The organism is Agreia sp. Leaf244 (genome assembly GCF_001422695.1).
In the GTDB taxonomy this organism is placed as follows: Bacteria; Actinomycetota; Actinomycetes; order Actinomycetales; family Microbacteriaceae; genus Agreia.
The window spans coordinates 335,233-350,637 of the sequence record NZ_LMLX01000001.1 but is presented as its reverse complement, the minus strand read 5'-3'; the positions used below and the strand labels follow the sequence as shown (position 1 = coordinate 350,637).

General features: G+C 67.2%; 18 protein-coding genes and 1 tRNA gene. 12 read left to right on the top strand and 7 right to left on the bottom strand.

Annotation, left to right across the window (positions count from 1 at the left end):
- Window positions 1-33 precede the first annotated feature (33 nt).
- Complete coding sequence (gene mmsB, locus ASF06_RS01630) at window positions 34-1,275, top strand: multiple monosaccharide ABC transporter permease (protein ID WP_055942504.1); 1,242 nt, start codon at window positions 34-36, stop codon at window positions 1,273-1,275.
- A complete protein-coding gene (locus ASF06_RS01625) occupies window positions 1,191-2,714 on the top strand; it encodes a hypothetical protein (protein WP_157439036.1) in 1,524 nt (507 codons plus the stop codon). Before mmsB ends, ASF06_RS01625 begins: the two co-directional genes overlap by 85 nt.
- Before the next feature lie 11 nt (window positions 2,715-2,725).
- Here the strand turns inward: ASF06_RS01625 and ASF06_RS01620 are convergent, their stop codons facing one another.
- The gene (locus ASF06_RS01620) at window positions 2,726-3,307 is read right to left on the bottom strand and encodes a histidine phosphatase family protein (protein WP_055942499.1); all 582 of its coding nucleotides are present in this window, start codon (window positions 3,305-3,307) and stop codon (window positions 2,726-2,728) included.
- Between the two features lie 195 nt (window positions 3,308-3,502).
- Here ASF06_RS01620 and ASF06_RS01615 point away from each other — a divergent pair, with 195 nt between their 5' ends.
- Complete coding sequence (locus ASF06_RS01615) at window positions 3,503-3,784, top strand: hypothetical protein (protein ID WP_055924271.1); 282 nt, start codon at window positions 3,503-3,505, stop codon at window positions 3,782-3,784.
- 13 nt (window positions 3,785-3,797) lie between these two features.
- Here the strand turns inward: ASF06_RS01615 and ASF06_RS01610 are convergent, their stop codons facing one another.
- Window positions 3,798-4,313, bottom strand: a complete 516-nt coding sequence (locus ASF06_RS01610; RefSeq protein WP_157439035.1) for a MarR family winged helix-turn-helix transcriptional regulator — start codon at window positions 4,311-4,313, stop codon at window positions 3,798-3,800.
- Window positions 4,314-4,415: 102 nt separating this feature from the next.
- On the opposite strand from ASF06_RS01610, the gene ASF06_RS01605 reads away from it, so the two are divergent.
- Complete coding sequence (locus tag ASF06_RS01605; RefSeq protein WP_055942494.1) at window positions 4,416-4,766, top strand: DoxX family protein; 351 nt, start codon at window positions 4,416-4,418, stop codon at window positions 4,764-4,766.
- A gap of 102 nt (window positions 4,767-4,868) precedes the next feature.
- On the opposite strand, the gene ASF06_RS01600 is transcribed toward ASF06_RS01605, so the two are convergent.
- On the bottom strand, window positions 4,869-6,071 hold the full coding sequence (locus tag ASF06_RS01600) for a pyridoxal phosphate-dependent aminotransferase (protein ID WP_055942491.1): 1,203 nt from the start codon (window positions 6,069-6,071) through the stop codon (window positions 4,869-4,871).
- 123 nt (window positions 6,072-6,194) lie between these two features.
- On the opposite strand from ASF06_RS01600, the gene ASF06_RS01595 reads away from it, so the two are divergent.
- Window positions 6,195-7,319: a diacylglycerol/lipid kinase family protein gene (locus tag ASF06_RS01595; RefSeq protein WP_082500620.1), complete on the top strand. Its 1,125-nt coding sequence runs from the start codon at window positions 6,195-6,197 to the stop codon at window positions 7,317-7,319.
- Window positions 7,292-8,047: a glycosyltransferase family 2 protein gene (locus ASF06_RS01590; RefSeq protein WP_055942490.1), complete on the top strand. Its 756-nt coding sequence runs from the start codon at window positions 7,292-7,294 to the stop codon at window positions 8,045-8,047. The genes ASF06_RS01595 and ASF06_RS01590 overlap by 28 nt, the downstream gene beginning before the upstream one ends.
- A 100-nt stretch (window positions 8,048-8,147) precedes the next feature.
- On the opposite strand, the gene ASF06_RS01585 is transcribed toward ASF06_RS01590, so the two are convergent.
- A complete protein-coding gene (locus ASF06_RS01585) occupies window positions 8,148-8,645 on the bottom strand; it encodes a MarR family winged helix-turn-helix transcriptional regulator (protein ID WP_055942487.1) in 498 nt (165 codons plus the stop codon).
- A gap of 65 nt (window positions 8,646-8,710) precedes the next feature.
- Between ASF06_RS01585 and ASF06_RS01580 the strand changes: the two genes are divergently transcribed.
- Entirely contained in the window at window positions 8,711-9,487 is a 777-nt protein-coding gene (locus ASF06_RS01580; RefSeq protein WP_055944023.1) for an SDR family oxidoreductase, read from the top strand.
- A 66-nt stretch (window positions 9,488-9,553) separates the two neighbouring features.
- Here ASF06_RS01580 and ASF06_RS01575 read toward each other — a convergent pair whose 3' ends face one another.
- The 3 genes from ASF06_RS01575 to rfbB are packed head-to-tail and all read right to left on the bottom strand — an operon-like array spanning window position 9,554 to window position 12,066.
- Complete coding sequence (locus tag ASF06_RS01575; RefSeq protein ID WP_055942483.1) at window positions 9,554-10,312, bottom strand: HAD-IIB family hydrolase; 759 nt, start codon at window positions 10,310-10,312, stop codon at window positions 9,554-9,556.
- 46 nt (window positions 10,313-10,358) lie between these two features.
- Window positions 10,359-11,066, bottom strand: coding sequence for an HAD-IA family hydrolase (locus ASF06_RS01570; RefSeq protein WP_055942480.1), 708 nt, complete (start codon window positions 11,064-11,066; stop codon window positions 10,359-10,361).
- Between the two features lies 1 nt (window position 11,067).
- A complete protein-coding gene (gene rfbB, locus ASF06_RS01565; protein WP_055942478.1) occupies window positions 11,068-12,066 on the bottom strand; it encodes a dTDP-glucose 4,6-dehydratase in 999 nt (332 codons plus the stop codon).
- Window positions 12,067-12,274: 208 nt separating this feature from the next.
- Between rfbB and ASF06_RS01560 the strand changes: the two genes are divergently transcribed.
- The 5 genes from ASF06_RS01560 (at window position 12,275) to rplA (ending at window position 15,224) form a co-directional block, all read left to right on the top strand.
- Window positions 12,275-12,347: transfer RNA gene (locus tag ASF06_RS01560), tRNA-Trp, on the top strand.
- A gap of 89 nt (window positions 12,348-12,436) precedes the next feature.
- On the top strand, window positions 12,437-12,709 hold the full coding sequence (gene secE / locus ASF06_RS01555) for a preprotein translocase subunit SecE (protein ID WP_055924239.1): 273 nt from the start codon (window positions 12,437-12,439) through the stop codon (window positions 12,707-12,709).
- Between the two features lie 110 nt (window positions 12,710-12,819).
- Complete coding sequence (gene nusG / locus ASF06_RS01550) at window positions 12,820-13,803, top strand: transcription termination/antitermination protein NusG (protein ID WP_442853918.1); 984 nt, start codon at window positions 12,820-12,822, stop codon at window positions 13,801-13,803.
- Between the two features lie 199 nt (window positions 13,804-14,002).
- Complete coding sequence (rplK, locus tag ASF06_RS01545) at window positions 14,003-14,434, top strand: 50S ribosomal protein L11 (RefSeq protein WP_055776148.1); 432 nt, start codon at window positions 14,003-14,005, stop codon at window positions 14,432-14,434.
- A gap of 100 nt (window positions 14,435-14,534) precedes the next feature.
- Window positions 14,535-15,224, top strand: a complete 690-nt coding sequence (gene rplA / locus ASF06_RS01540; protein ID WP_055924235.1) for a 50S ribosomal protein L1 — start codon at window positions 14,535-14,537, stop codon at window positions 15,222-15,224.
- The last annotated feature ends 181 nt before the right edge of the window (window positions 15,225-15,405 follow it).

Sequence of the window (15,405 nt, the reverse complement as noted above, 5' to 3'; positions counted from 1 at the left end):
CGCTCGCGCTGGTGGATATAGGAGCACAACGACATGTCTGACCTCGAGACCAAGCCCGCCGACGGCGTCGCGGCCGGCAGCCAGGTGAACCCGGTTGAGAACAGGTTCACCGAACGGTTCAGCCACATCTTGTCCGACCTCGGCAAGAACGGCATCTTCATCGCGCTCATCCTGGTGGTGGTGCTGTTCAGCGTGCTGACCAACGGCATCCTGCTGCGACCGCAGAACATCTCCAACCTGATCGTGCAGAACGGCTACATTCTCGTTCTCGCGATCGGCATGGTGATGGTCATCATCGCCGGCCACATCGACCTGTCGGTCGGATCCGTCGCGGCCTTCGTCGGCGCCGTCTCAGGTGTCTTCGCGGTGCAATGGGGCCTTCCCTGGTGGCTGTCGATCATCCTGTCGCTGCTGGTCGGAGCCCTCGTGGGTGTCTGGCAGGGCTTCTGGATCGCCTTCGTGGGCATACCCGCGTTCATCGTGACGCTCGCGGGCATGCTCATATTCCGAGGCCTCGCGCTCGTCGTGCTCGGCAACGCCAACATCGGCTCGTTCCCCACCGAGTACCGCGCGCTAGGCAATGGCTTCCTCAGCAACGTCTTCGGTGAACTCGAACTCGATCCGCTGACTCTCGGCGTCGCGGCCATCGCGATCATCGCGCTCGTCGTGCAGCAGTTCCGCACCCGCAAGGGCCGCGCGAGCTACGGCCAGGCCGTCGAGCCGATCATCTGGTTCGTCGCCAAGCTCGTGCTCATCGCCGTGGCCATCGGATTCTTCGCCTACGCGCTCGCCAGCTACAAGGGCATCCCGATCACGCTGATCGTGCTCGCCGTGCTCGTGCTCGTCTACGGCATCGTGATGAACCGCTCGGTCTTCGGCCGGCACATCTACGCCATCGGCGGCAACCTGCACGCGGCAGAGCTCTCGGGCATCAAGACCCGCAACGTCACCTTCTGGCTGTTCGTCAACATGGGATTCCTCGCGGCTCTCGCGGGCCTCATCTTCACGGCTCGTCTCAACCTCGCCGGCCCGAAGGCCGGTGACGGCTTCGAGCTCGAGGCCATCTCGGCCGCCTTCATCGGTGGAGCCGCGGTTCAGGGTGGTGTCGGCACCATCGGCGGCGCCATCATCGGTGGTCTCATCATCGGTGTTCTGAACAACGGTATGTCGATCATGGGCATCGGCATCGAGTGGCAGCAGGCCGTCAAGGGCCTCGTGCTGCTCTTCGCCGTGGCCTTCGACGTCTACAACAAGCGCCGCTCCGGAGGCCGCTGATCCCCGAGCAGTTCAGCCCGAGCCCGGGCGAGATCCACGTCGTTCTCGGCGTCGACTCGCCCGGGCTCGACGCCGTCCTGGCTCAGGTCGCGGGCGACGTCCCCTTCGCTCATGTTCGGCGGGCGTCCGGCCTGACCGGCACCCTCGACCTGGCCGACAACGTGTTTCTGGGCATCGAGCCGCGCCGCCGGCTGTTCGGGCTTCCGGGCATCGTCGACCGGGTATCGATGCGCACCCGCACGACCGCCCTGCTGCGCCGCGTCGACGTCTACACGCCTCTCCCCACCCCGGCGAAAGAGCTCGACGACGCGTCGCGCGTGCTCGTCGAGGTGGCCAGGGCACTCGCCCACGGGGCCACCACGATCGCCCTCACAGAGCCGACCGCCGTTCTGACCGAGGCCGGCGCCAACCGCGTCACGCAGGTGCTGCGCCGCCTCGCGAACGACGGAGTCGCGGTCGTCATCGCCTCGCAGCGTCCGCTCCTGGCGCTGGAGATCGCCGACGCGGTCTCGGTTCTCTCGTCGGGGTCGGTCACGACCGTGCTGCGGCCCGGCGACAGTCGAGTGGATGCCCGTGGCCAGCTCCTCCGAGCGATGGTCGGCGGGGCGCCGGCCGGCGATGCGCCGGTCGGCGAGGAACCCGCCGGCGAGGCGCCGGTCGACGCCACGGGCCCTGCGCCACGCGACCGGGCGACGGACTCGCCATCCGAAACCCTGGTCGAGATCGTGAACTGGAGCACTCTCGACGAGTTCGACCGCACGACCCCGGTGGTCGTCGACGCCTCGGTGAGCGCTGCGGCCGGCGAGATCGTCGGCCTGGCCGGACTCGAGGGATCAGGTCGCAACGAACTGCTGCTCAGCGTATTCGGGCGCACCGCGGGAACCGCGCCCACCGGCGTGGTGCTGCTCGAGGGGCTGCCCGTCGACACGAGCACGACCATCGCCGCGATCCGCGCCGGCATCTTCGCCATCGTGACGGTGCAGCCGAAGTACCGGGTGCGCATCGTGGGCGGCATCTCCGCGCCCGCGACGCCCTCGATGCTGCCGACGCTGGTGAACACGGGGCTGGTCAGCCGTGACGACGAGCAGCTTGCGTCGACGCCGGGTGCCCGGGCGCTCGACGCCGTGCGCATGCGGGGACGCGATGACGAGTGGGTGCGCATCCGCAGCCTGCTCGAGCTGTTCCCGGCATCGGAGCACCGTGTGCTGCTGCTCGTCGAGCCGACCCGCGAGCTCGACGCCGGGCAGCGCGCCGAAGTGTGGCGGCTCCTCGGGCAGATCACGGCGGCGGGCAAGGCGGTGATCATGACCTCCTCCGACCTCGACGAGCTGCAGGAGCAGTGCGACCGCACCGTGGCGATGGCCGGCGGTCGCGTCGTGGGCGAGGTGCCCCGGGGCGGCGGTCGACTCGAGCTGCTCGAGCTGATCGCGCCGCTCTAGCGCAGGAGGAACTACTCCGAGACGTCGAGCGTCGGCATGCGGTTGACGCTCAGCACGCGCCACGAGCCGTCGGCCCACTCGATCTCGTTGATGGCGGCGTTGTGGATGTGGGGGATCTCCTCGCCGAGGATCTCGGAGAGGACGTATCGGATGATCGTGCCGTGGCAGACCGCGGCGATCGTCGCATCCGGCCCGTCGATCGGCAGCCGTGTGTCGCGGATCTCGCCGATCGCGCGCATGCCGCGCTCCGTCACGGACTCGCGGCTCTCGATATCGGGGTACTCGGCATCGGGCTCGTCGGGCATCGGGCCCGACGCCACGGTTCCCTCGAACGAGGCGTAATCGCGCTCGATGAGGTCGTCGTAGCTGGCGCCGAGCTCGATACCGAGGATGTCGGCGATGATGCGAGCGGTGTCGCGGGCGCGCGCCAACGGCGACGACACGATGGCGGCCAGGCCCTGGTCGGCGAGCAGGGCCGCGGTCTCCACGGCCTGCGCGCGGCCGGTCGCGTTGAGGGGAATGTCGCTCGATCCCTGCAGCCGGTCGTCGCGGTTCCAGTCCGTCTGGCCGTGGCGGATGAGTTCGATGCGCATAGAAGAAGGGCTTTCGTCGGCAGAGTGGGGAGGGCGATCCGGTCAGACGTCGGGGCCCTGACCCATCGTAGAACCCCGCTCGACGACACGCCCCGGAGCGCTCGATTCTGCACATCCGTTCGCGGGCAGAACCGCGGTTGTGAGCAATGATCGCCTTCGACTTGCGAGTTAACCTTGGCCTGAGAGAATGCCCCCATGACGAAGAAGATCACCACGGCGCTGGCCGAACTCATCAAGGCTCTGGGGAAGCATGCGGAGATCGCCGCCACCCCCGATGCGTCGGTCTCGAAGATCGAGCGGGCGACCGTTCGCGTGCAGAAGGCGGCCACCGCCTACCTGTCATCGCTGCCCGCGAAGAAGCGGCTGGCGAACCCATTCCTCGGCGTCGTCGACGACCGCATCGACGACAATCTGCGGGCCACGCTCGAGGCCGAGCGCGAAACGATCTCGAAGAAAGAGAAGAAGGCCTCCAAGTAACAGCCCGGCAGGTTTACGCCGAGGGCGCGCTGGCGATAGTCCACAGCGCCGAGCGCAGTGCCCGCTGCTCGGCCTCGGGCACGTCGCCCAGTCTCGCCGCGATGGCGGCGTCGCGTTCCACGGTCACCTTCTCGTAGACCGCTGCGCCTGCGGCCGTGGCCGCGGGGATGCGCACCCGCCTGTCGGTCGGCGAGGCGCTGCGCACGATGAAGTCGCTGCCCTCGAGCCGGTCGAGCACCGCGATCAGCGTGGTCTTGTCGATCCCGAGCTGTCGGGCGATCTCCAGCTGGGTGCGGGGGATGCCGTCGGTCACCACGGACAACACCAGCCAGTCGCGCAGATCGGCCAGACCCGCGGCCTTCGCGACTGCGTCGAAGTCGGCGCGCAGCACTTCGGCTGCCCTGTGCATCAGCCAAGTGAGATCGGCCGTCTCGAGGTTGTCGACCGAGGAGCAGACTCCGGGCGGCATCGGCGCCGTCTCTGCGTCTGTGCGCGCCCCGGAGGAGGTATCGATCGAGTCGCGGGCCATGACCCAAGGGTACGACTCCCGGCTGAGTTCGTCCAGAATGAGATCGTCTTGCTTCGGATGATCTGATGTCGTATCGTTGGCCACGACCTCAGGAGAAAAACCATGTTCCTTGCTTCGATCATCGTGTCCGCCCTGCTCGCGATCGCCGTCGGCGGCTCGGGCTACAACAAGCTCATCAAGAACGAGACCGTCATGAAGGGCATGGACGTGGTGCGCATGCCCCGCGACAAGGTCTGGATGCTCGGGGTGCTCGAGATCGCGGCCGCCCTCGGTCTCGTGGCCGGCATCTTCTGGTGGCCCATCGGCGTCGCCGCGGCCATCGGCGTGATCGTCTACTTCATCGGCGCCGTGGTCGCCCACCTGCGCGTGAGCGACACGAAGGGACTCGGAGCTCCCGTCGTGCTCCTGGTGGTGGGCATCGCCGCCCTCGTGCTGCGCCTGCTCAGCGTCTAGGCCTGTCGTTCCCTGAGCCTGTCGAAGGGCAGTTCCCTGAGCGTGTCGAAGGGCCGTTCCCTGAGCCTGTCGAAGGGAAACCGACCCGACCCGCGCAGACAGCTAGACCGCGAAGAGCTTCTGCAGTCGTGCGATGCCCTCGGCCAGCGGCTCGTCGCCCAGGGCGTACGACAGACGCAGGAACCCGCTGGGACCGAAGGCCTCACCGGGAACGACGGCGACCTCGGCCTGGTCGAGGATCAGATCGGCCAGCTCGAGCGACGTGGTGGGAGTGACTCCGCCCCATGTGCGCCCCAGCAGCCCGGTGACGTCGGGGTAGACGTAGAACGCGCCCTCGGGAGTCGGGCAGACGATTCCCTCGATCTCGTTGAGTCCCGCGACGATGGTCTTGCGCCGACGGTCGAAGGCCAGGCGCATCTCCTCGACCGCGTCCTGCGGACCGTTCAGGGCCTCGATGGCGGCGCGCTGCGACACGTTCGAGACGTTGCTCGAGAGGTGCGACTGCAGGTTCGCGGCACCCTTGATGGCGTCGGCCGGGCCGACCATCCACCCGACCCGCCATCCGGTCATGGCATACGTCTTCGCGACGCCGTTGACCAGGATCGTGCGGTCGGCCAGCGACGGAACGGCCTCGACGATCGACACCGCCTTCACTCCGTCGTACGTGAGGTTCTGGTAGATCTCGTCGCTGATGACCCAGAGTCCGTGCTCGTCGGCCCACTCGCCGATCGCCTTGGTCTGCTCCTCTGAGTACACCGCGCCGGTCGGGTTCGACGGCGACACGAACAGCAGCACCTTGGTGCGCTCGGTGCGTGCGGCCTCGAGCTGCTCGACGGTCACGAGGTAGTTCTGGTCGCTGCCCGCGAACACGTCGACCGGCACGCCTCCCGCGAGACGGATCGCCTCGGGGTACGTGGTCCAGTAGGGAGTGGGCACGAGCACCTCGTCGCCCGGATCGAGCAGCGTGGCGAAGCTCTGGTAGACAGCCTGCTTGCCGCCGTTGGTGACGATGACCTGCGACGCGGACACTTCGAGCCCCGAGTCGCGCAGCGTCTTCGCCGCGATGGCCTCGCGCAGGTCGGGCAGGCCCACCGCGGGGGTGTACTTGTAGTTCTTGGGATCGAGCACCGCGCGCGACGCCGCTTCGACGATGTGCGAGGGGGTGGCGAAGTCGGGCTCGCCCGCCGCGTAGCTGATGACAGGGCGGCCCTGCGCCTGGAGCGCCTTGGCCTTGCTGTCGACCTTCAGGGTCGCCGATTCGGCGATGGATGCGATGCGGTGCGAGATGCGGGTGGGTTCGGTCACAAGAGTCAAGCCTAGCGGGAGGGGCCGCGAATCGACGGGAGAGTTTAGGGCCTCCGCGGCCGTTTGCGCATCCGGTCGGAGGGATATATTCCTGCAACCGCACGTCACCCATACCCTTGACCCATGAGCGAAAACCAGCCCGACGCATCCGACAGCCAGAAGCTCGTCGCCGCCGTCGTCTACAACCCGATCAAGGTCGACCTCGACGCGCTGCGCGCCTCGGTCGAGCGGCACGAGGGCCCCAACGGGTGGGGCGAGACGCTCTGGTTCGAGACGAGCGTCGACGACCCGGGGCAGGGTGTCACGAAAGACGCTCTGGATGCCGGTGCCGACATGATCCTCGCGGCCGGCGGTGACGGCACGGTGCGGTCGGTCGCCGAAGCCGTGCACGGAAGCGAGGCCTCGCTCGCCCTGCTTCCCAGTGGAACGGGCAACCTGCTCGCCCGCAACCTCGACCTCACCCTGAACGACCTCGACCACGCCGTCGAGACCGCGTTCTCGGGCGACGATCGGGCGATCGACGTCGGCATGATCCAGGTGCGCCGCGAGGACAGCTCTGTCGAGAAGTTCGCCTTCGTGGTGATGGCCGGTCTCGGCATCGACGCCACGATGATCGCGAACACCGACGACGACCTCAAGAAGAAGGTCGGTTGGCTGGCCTATGTGAGCGCCATCGCCAAGGCCCTGCGCGACAAGAACGAGCTGCGCATGCGTTACAACCTCGACAAGCAGGGCAACCACTCCGTGCGCGCCCACACGATCATCATCGGCAACTGCGGCTCGCTGCCGGCCAATATCCTGCTGCTTCCCGAGGCGGCCGTCGACGACGGGCTCTTCGACATCGTGATGCTGCGACCCAAGGGCGTCGTGGGCTGGGTGCAGATCATCGTGAAGATCATCTGGGAGAACGGTGTGCTGCGCCGCACCGCCGCGGGCCGGCGCCTCGCCGGTCTGTCGAAAGAGGTGCGCGCCCTCAACTATGTGAAGGGCAAGGAGCTCGTCGTGAAGCTCGACCGCGCCCATGACATCGAGCTCGATGGCGACAGCTTCGGCACCACGGTCGCCTTCCGCACCTGGGTCGACGCGGGCGCGCTGCGCGTACGCATCCCGGCGGAGGTCGTACTCGAGGAGCCGCAGTCCGAGGACGAGCCCGACGAGACCCAGCTGCCGGGTGAGCGCCTCGACGAAGGCGATGGGGCCGAAGAAGACCTCTTCGAGGCATCGGGCGACGAGACGCCATCGCGCTGACGATCTCGGTCGTCATCCCGGTCAAGGACGACGCCGACCTGCTGGCGCGCTGCCTGCGCGCGATCGTGGGCCAGACGCGCCGGCCCGATGAGATCGTCGTCGTCGACAACGGATCGACCGACGACAGCGCCCGGGTCGCCCGCGATGCCGGCGCCCGCGTGGTCTTCATCGAGGGCGGCGGAATCCCGGCGGCCAGCGCGGCCGGCTACGACGCGGCGGCCTGCGACGTCATCGCGAGACTGGATGCCGATTGCCTGCCAGGGCGCGACTGGCTCGAGCGGATCGAACGGGCCCTGGTCAGGCATCCGGATGCCGTCGCCGTCACCGGCGGCGCGCACTTCATCGACGGGCCGAGGGCTCTGCGTGCGCCGCTGGCGCTGTTCTACCTGGGCGCGTACTTCGGAACGGTGTTCCTGGCCCTCGGGCACACGCCCCTCTTCGGCTCGAACTTCGCCATCCGCCGCGACGCCTGGGCGTCGGTGAGCGACGCCGTGCACCGAGGCGACGAGGTCGTTCACGATGACATGGACCTGTCGATGCACATCGGGCCGCGCCGGCGCATCCGCTATGTGCGAGGGCTCGGAATGGGCATCTCGATGCGCCCGCTCTTCGATGCGAGCGGTTTCGCCACCCGCATCGGCCGGGGGTTCCACTCCCTGTTCATCCACTGGCCGCACGATCTGCCGTGGCTGCGCTGGGCCCGGCGCATCCTGCGCCGCGTTCCCTGAGCCGCCATTCCCTGAGCTTGTCGAAGGGCCCTCCCGCCGTTCCCTGAGCTTGTCGAAGGGCATCCCTTCGACAGGCTCAGGGAACGAGCTTTCGACAGTCTCAGGGCGCAGGCAAGCGCGTCGCGTATGCGATGGTCTGTTCGAGGAAACGTCGGGCGAAGCGCGTGAAGTCGGCGGCCTCGTCGGCCGGCCAGTCGGCGAGAAGCTCGGAGATCATGTCGTCGCCCGCGTCGTAGAGATCCTGCGCGGCGGCCACGCCCGCTTCGGTGAGCGCGATGGTGTGCGCGCGGCCGTCGCTGGCGTCGACGTCGCGGCGAACGAGACCGGATGCCGTCAGCTTCACGAGCGCTTTGCTGATCGTCGGGGCGCCGGTCACCAGCAGCTGGGCGAGGGCCGACGGCCGGAGCGGGCCGCGACGGGCCAGGGTCCAGAGGATGCGCACCTCGATGGCGCCGAAGTCGCGTCGGCGGGAGTGCGCGATGCCGGACTGGAACCGCGGAGAGTCCCATACGCCCTGCAGGTCGGCGAGGATCGCGACGAGCTCGGAGCGGTACTGCAGGGGAGCGGCCTGCTCGCCTGAGGATTCGCCGCCGACCATGGAGTCCACGCTAGTCGACAGATATGCTTTCCAATGGAAACCTTTTCATGATCAAAGGAGATCGCATGACTCGCACGTACGTCGTCACCGGAGCCGCATCCGGAATCGGGCAGGCCACCGCCGCCCTTCTTGCGGAACGGGGAGCCACCGTCATCGGCGTCGACCTGAAGAACGCCGACATCACCGTCGACCTCACCACGGAGGAGGGCCGCTCGACGCTCGTCACCGAGGTCGAGCGCATCAGCGGCGGATCCATCGACGGGGTGCTCGCGATCGCAGGGCTCGCGGCCGAGATCCCCGCCACCGTCGGGGTCAACTTCTTCGGAATGGTCGCCACGCTCGAGGGGCTCCGCCCGCTGCTCGCGACGTCCGACGCGCCGCGCGCCGTCGGGGTCGCCTCGATGGCGAGCCTGCACCCCGTCGACGACGAACTCGTCGCCGCGATGACCGCGGGTGACGAGGCGGCGGCGCTCGCGAGGGCCGAGGTCGTGTCGCAGGGAGGGACGGGCGGCTCGATCTACGCCTCGACCAAGAAGGCGTTCGCGCAGTGGATCAGGCGCAGCGCTCCGACTCCCGACTGGGCCGGTGCGGGCATCCCCCTGAACGCGATCGCGCCGGGGGTCATCGTGACTCCCATGACCGCACCGCTGCTCGAGACCGAAGAGGGCAGGGAGCAGATCCGCCAGGGCGTGCCCATGCCGCTCAACGGATTCGCCGAGGCGATCGTGCCCGCGCGGCTGCTCGCGTGGCTGGTGAGCGAGGAGAACTCGCACCTCTGCGGCCAGGTCGTCTTCGTCGATGGTGGCAGCGACGCGGTGATCAGGGGCGACTCCACCTGGTGATCGCCGGCGGCCCCGTTCGTCGAGCTTGTCGAGACGGGGCCCTTCGACGGGCTCAGGGAGTGGGGCCTACAGCGTCGGGATGAGCTCGTCGAGGTAGGCGGCCGTGTCGTGCCAGCCCTCGACCGCGTGGCATTCGACCCCGAGCACCTTCACCGGGTAGTCGTTGCCGTTGGGGTCGAGGCGGTCGCCCACGAACAGCATGTCGTCGAGGGGGATTCCCGTGATCTCGGCCAGGCGCGTCATTCCATAGGCCTTGTCGACGCCCTGTCGCGTGATGTCGACGGAGGTCGAGCCGCCGCTCCGCACCTCGAGGTCGGAAAGAAGCGCCTGCACGGCCTCGCGCAGCGAGTTCTTCTTGACCCCGTCGGCGTCCCACACCGACTTCTCGGCCACGGGAGCGCCCTGGCCGAGAGCCGAGAACGTGATCTGCGATCCGCGGTCCTCAAGGATCGGACCCCAGGTCTCGCTCTCCCAGTAGCCGAGCCGCTTGGCCTCGGACTCCACGGCGACGAGCGCGCGCTGCTTCTCGTCGTCGGTGAGGTTCTGCGCGTAGACCTGGTTCCACGTGCCGCCGCCGTAGCGGTAGTACTGGGTGCCGCAGGTGGGCATGAGGTGCAGTCGCTCGAGGGCCGCGGCGCTCGCGTTCGTGAGCCTGTCGATGACCTGGGCCGTGAACTGGCCGTACTGGCCGCCAGAGATGATGCAGACCTCGACGCGCTCGAGCAGCTCGAGCAGCAGGTCGGCCATGCGCGGATCGATGGCCGTCTTCGACGGCGCGAGGGTGTCGTCGAGATCGAAGGCGACGAGGCGGGGAGTCGAAGTCATGGCTGTCCGTTCTGCACCGGTCGCAAAAGTAGCGGGCGCGTCGATTCTAGAGGGGCAGTGCGATGGTGAAGCTCGGCCGGGGATCGGCGTCTCCGGCGAGAGGCTCGTGCACGGTCACGACGACATCGCGATAGTCGCGGATGCGCGGAAGCCCGCGGGTGGTCTCGCTCTCGTGCGAGCCCACGACCACGGTGCGCATGCCCGCCGCGAGACCCGCGGCGATCCCGGCCTCGGCATCCTCGAAGACGATCGCGTCGGCGGGGTCGACGCCCAGCAGTGACGCCGCCATCACGTAGCAGTCGGGGGCGGGTTTGCCGTGCTCGACGTCGGCCGCGGTGACGACCACTCCGGGGGCCGGCACCTCGGCCAGCTCGAGGCGGCGCAGCGCGAGCGCGCGCCTCGCAGAGGTGACGAGGGCGATGGATGCCGCGGGCAGGCTCTCGACGAACGCGGCGGCCCCGGGAACCGCGACGATCCCGTCGACCGCGGCCAGCTCGAGGTCGAAGAGGCGGTCGGCGCCCCGGGCGACGTCGAACCCGGCGGGTCCGTGGCGGAGCATCGTGTCCTCCGCCCGCACGCCGTGGCCGGTCGCGATGATCGCCTGCGCATCCAGGCCGTGCTCGGCCGCGAAGGCGGTCCAGACCTGCTCGACGACGGCCGTCGAGTCGACGAGCGTGCCGTCCATGTCGAACAGAACGGCACGCGCGGTGAGGTTCGTCGTTCCGTCGGCTCCTGCCGGAGCGGCGGTCGTCACGCTACTGCCCCTGAAGCTGGTACTTCGCCTCGGTCTCGGCCTTCTGCGGCTTCCACCAGTTCTCGTTGTCGCGGTACCAGGCCACCGTGGAGGCCAGGCCCGACTCGAAGTCGGAGTACTGCGGGGTCCAGCCGAGCTGGGTGCGCAGCTTGGTGGAGTCGATCGCGTAGCGCAGGTCGTGGCCCGGGCGGTCGATGACGTGGTCGTAGGCGTCGGACGGCTGGCCGAGGGTCTCGAGGATCAGCTCGACGACCTGCTTGTTGTTCTTCTCGCCGTCGGCACCGATGAGATAGGTCTCGCCGATCTCGCCCTTGTCGATGATCGTGAGAACGGCCGAGGAGTGGTCGTTCGCGTGGATCCAGTCGCGCACGTTCTCGCCCGCGCCGTAGAGCTTGGGGCGCTCGCCGGTGAGCACGTTCGTGATCTGGCGGGGGATGAACTTCTCGACGTGCTGGTACGGGCCGTAGTTGTTCGAGCAGTTCGAGATGGTGGCGCGCAGTCCGAAGGAGCGCACCCAGGCGCGTACCAGCAGGTCACTGCCGGCCTTGGTGGAGGAGTACGGGCTCGACGGGTTGTAGGGGGTCTGCTCGGTGAAGCGCTCCGGGTCGTCGAGTTCGAGGTCGCCGTAGACCTCGTCTGTCGAGATGTGGTGGAAGCGCACGTCGTGGGTGCGGGCCGCCTCGATCAGGGTGAACGTGCCGATGATGTTCGTGTCGAGGAAGGGGCGCGGGTCGTGCAGGGAGTTGTCGTTGTGGCTCTCGGCCGCGTAGTGCACCACGACGTCGGCGTCTTTCACCAGCCCGTCGACGAGGGCCGCGTCGGCGATGTCGCCCTTGACGAACGTGAACCGCTCGGGATCGAGGCCCTCGAGCGAGGCGAGGTTGCCGGCGTAGGTCAGTTTGTCGAGCACGGTCACATGGTCATCGGTGTTCTCGAGCACGTAGTGCACGAAATTGGAACCGATGAAACCGGCCCCACCGGTAACGAGAAGCTTGCGCACGGAGATCTCCTGAAGTAGAGGAAAAGAATGACCCCATAGTAACGGGGGCCCGATGCCGCTATCAGGGAGGGCCGTGTGTGCTGGCTTTACTCTCGTTCTGCTCTCGCCTACACTTGGTCGAGGTAGTTGAAGTCTGCCAAGCTTTTTTGTGCCCTTTTTGGGCAGACCAAGGTTTGGAGGGCATTGATTCCCGGGCTTTTCAGCCCGAAGGGTGGTGGCTCAATTGGTAGAGCAGCGGTCTCCAAAACCGCAGGTTGCAGGTTCGAGTCCTGTCCGCCCTGCTGATCGAATCCGGTAGCCCTCGCTGTTCGGCGAGGGAGAACGGATGCGATTGGGCCGGATGGCCGAATTGTGAAGGGTAACTACTTACGTGGCACGCAAAGTAATCGACGAACCGAGTGAAGACGTCGTCGAGAGCGCCAAGAAAGAACGGGCTGCGCGCCGCAACCCGTTCGCCCGTATCGTGCTCTTCATCAAGCAGGTCTTCCAAGAGCTCAAGAAGGTCGTCACCCCGACGCGCAAGGAGCTGCTGAGCTACACCGCAGTCGTTCTGGTCTTCGTCATCATCATGATGGCGCTGGTGTCGGGTCTCGACGCAGTGTTCGCCTGGCTTGCACTGATCGTCTTCGGCAACCCGGTTTAGTCCTTACAACAGGTACGACCTCCATCAGGTCGTACGGCCGGGCTCCGCTGAGCGGTGACCGACGGCCCCATGCGCAGTGCGCATCAATAAACGAATTGGAACGGATTTACGTGGCAGACACACAGCGCGACGACGTCGACATCGTCGAAGGCGAAGAGAAGCCCGAGAGCACCACGGCGCGCGAGACGCCCGCCGACCTCGACGCTCTCCTCGATGCGATCGACGCGAATCCAGACCCCGAGGCCGACGCCATCGTCGATGACGCGCTCGACATCAGCGACGCCGACGAGGCCCGCGCGGCCATCGATGTGATCGACGACCCCGACGCCGACACGGTGCTCGACGCCGACGAAGACGACATCGCCACTGCGGTCGCCGAAGCCGAGGCCGAGGCAGACGTGATCGACGCGGCCAGCCAGCCCGACGCATCCGGTGACGACGAGGCCGACGAGGCCGAAGCCGAGCCCGCCGAGGTCGACCCCTACGAGGCGTTCCGCAAAGAGCTCCGCACCCTTCCGGGCAAGTGGTACGTCATCCACTCCTACGCCGGCTTCGAGAAGCGCGTGAAGCAGAACATCGAGAGCCGCAAGACCTCGATGGGCATGGAGGACTTCGTCTTCCAGGTCGAGGTTCCGATGGAAGACGTCGTCGAGATCAAGAACGGCCAGCGCAAGCTCGTCACCCGCGTCCGCATTCCCGGCTACGTGCTGGTGCGCATGTTCCTCAACGAAGACAGCTGGTCTGTCGTGCGCCACACGCCCGGCGTCACCGGCTTCGTCGGCAACTCGCACAACCCCACGCCGCTGCGTTTCGAAGAAGCGTTCTCGATGCTCCAGTCGCTCGTCGTCGTCGCCGAGGTTCCCGTTGCCAAGGCTTCGGGTGGCAAGGGCGGCAAGGCCGTCTCCCGCTCGATCCCGGCCGAGGTCGACTTCGAGATCGGCGAGACCATCACCATCAAGGAAGGCTCGTTCGCGGGCCTGCCCGGTTCGATCAGCGAGATCAAGCCCGAGAGCGGCAAGCTCACGGTGCTCGTCTCCCTGTTCGAGCGCGAGACTCCGGTCGAGCTCAGCTTCGACCAGGTCACCAAGCTCTAAAGCTCTTCAGCACATCGAGCCCACCGTTGATTCGGTGGGCTCGATGGCGTTAACGAGTTGAATCGCGTATGCTTGCGGGGTTGTGCTCATTCCGGCGCGCCAGTGGCGTGCTGACGGGGTCGACCACAAACCGCGTTCACCGAACGGCGGGAGAGTTCGCCAATCAGGGCCGACTCGACACAGAGAAGGAAGAGAAATCATGGCACCGAAGAAGAAGGTTACTGGTCTGATCAAGCTTCAGATCAAGGCCGGCGCCGCCAACCCCGCACCGCCCATCGGGCCGGCGCTCGGACAGCACGGCGTCAACATCATGGAGTTCTGCAAGCAGTACAACGCAGCCACCGAGGCTCAGCGCGGAAACGTCATCCCCGTCGAGATCACCGTCTACGAAGACCGTTCGTTCACGTTCATCCTGAAGACGCCCCCGGCCGCCGAGCTCATCAAGAAGGCCGCCGGAGTCGCCAAGGGTTCGGGTACGCCGCACACCGTCAAGGTTGCGAAGCTCACGCAGGCCCAGGTCCGCGAGATCGCTGAGACCAAGATGGCCGACCTCAACGCGAACGACATCGCCGCCGCGTCGAAGATCATCGCCGGCACCGCCCGCTCCATGGGCATCACGGTCGAGGCGTAACACCTCACCGCTTCACTCAGGCGGTACCAACAACTAGCACGGCGTGGGAGAGCCAGCCAGGCTCACGTAAACCACACTCTCAGATTCAGGAGAATCGACAATGGCAAAGAATTCCAAGGCTTACAAGGCCGCGGCAGAGAAGATCGAAGAGGGCAAGGTCTACACGCCCACCGAGGCAGTCGCCCTCGCGAAGGTCACCGGCTCCGCCAAGTTCGACAGCACCGTTGAGGTCGCCCTCAAGCTCGGTGTCGACCCCCGCAAGGCAGACCAGATGGTCCGCGGCACCGTGATTCTTCCTCACGGCACCGGTAAGACCGCCCGCGTCATCGTCTTCGCGACGGGCCCCGCAGCAGAGGCCGCCATCGCGGCCGGCGCCGACGAGGTCGGTGGCGACGAGCTCATCGAGAAGGTGGCCGCCGGCTACACGAACTTCGACTCCGCCGTCTCGACCCCCGAGCTCATGGGCAAGGTCGGTCGTCTCGGAAAGGTGCTCGGCCCCCGCGGTCTTATGCCCAACCCGAAGACCGGCACCGTGACGCCCGACGTCGCCAAGGCCGTCAACGAGATCAAGGGTGGAAAGATCGAGTTCCGCGTCGACAAGCACTCGAACGTGCACTTCGTCGCCGGCAAGGCCTCGTTCTCTGAAGACCAGCTCACCGACAACATCAAGGCCGCCCTCGAAGAGGTCGTTCGCTTGAAGCCGTCGTCGTCCAAGGGTCGCTACATCCACAAGGGCACGGTCTCCACGACGTTCGGCCCGGGCATCCCGCTCGACGTCAACGCCATCTAGGCTCAGCTCCCTCAGAAAGGGCCGCCCTCGCATCGCGAGGGCGGCCCTTTCTGCATCCACGCCCCGAGGTGGCAGTTGCGGTCGTCAGGTGGCCACGAGTTGACGATTCGAAGCAACGGAACCGCCCACACGATCGACTCCGCCACAGGCGACCGGGAACCCCGCCCGTGCACAGGTGCAC

Excerpts from the sequence above, each read along its gene's own strand:
- ASF06_RS01595 (WP_082500620.1), top strand. The coding sequence starts at position 6,195 with ATGAGCGAAAACCAGCCCGACGCATCCGACAGCCAGAAGCTCGTCGCC.
- ASF06_RS01605 (WP_055942494.1), top strand. The coding sequence starts at position 4,416 with ATGTTCCTTGCTTCGATCATCGTGTCCGCCCTGCTCGCGATCGCCGTC.
- ASF06_RS01615 (WP_055924271.1), top strand. The coding sequence starts at position 3,503 with ATGACGAAGAAGATCACCACGGCGCTGGCCGAACTCATCAAGGCTCTG.
- rplK (WP_055776148.1), top strand. The coding sequence starts at position 14,003 with ATGGCACCGAAGAAGAAGGTTACTGGTCTGATCAAGCTTCAGATCAAG.
- ASF06_RS01585 (WP_055942487.1), bottom strand. The coding sequence starts at position 8,645 with ATGGTCGGCGGCGAATCCTCAGGCGAGCAGGCCGCTCCCCTGCAGTAC.
- ASF06_RS01580 (WP_055944023.1), top strand. The coding sequence starts at position 8,711 with ATGACTCGCACGTACGTCGTCACCGGAGCCGCATCCGGAATCGGGCAG.
- ASF06_RS01575 (WP_055942483.1), bottom strand. The coding sequence starts at position 10,312 with ATGACTTCGACTCCCCGCCTCGTCGCCTTCGATCTCGACGACACCCTC.
- mmsB (WP_055942504.1), top strand. The coding sequence starts at position 34 with ATGTCTGACCTCGAGACCAAGCCCGCCGACGGCGTCGCGGCCGGCAGC.
- ASF06_RS01610 (WP_157439035.1), bottom strand. The coding sequence starts at position 4,313 with ATGGCCCGCGACTCGATCGATACCTCCTCCGGGGCGCGCACAGACGCA.
- rplA (WP_055924235.1), top strand. The coding sequence starts at position 14,535 with ATGGCAAAGAATTCCAAGGCTTACAAGGCCGCGGCAGAGAAGATCGAA.
- ASF06_RS01620 (WP_055942499.1), bottom strand. The coding sequence starts at position 3,307 with ATGCGCATCGAACTCATCCGCCACGGCCAGACGGACTGGAACCGCGAC.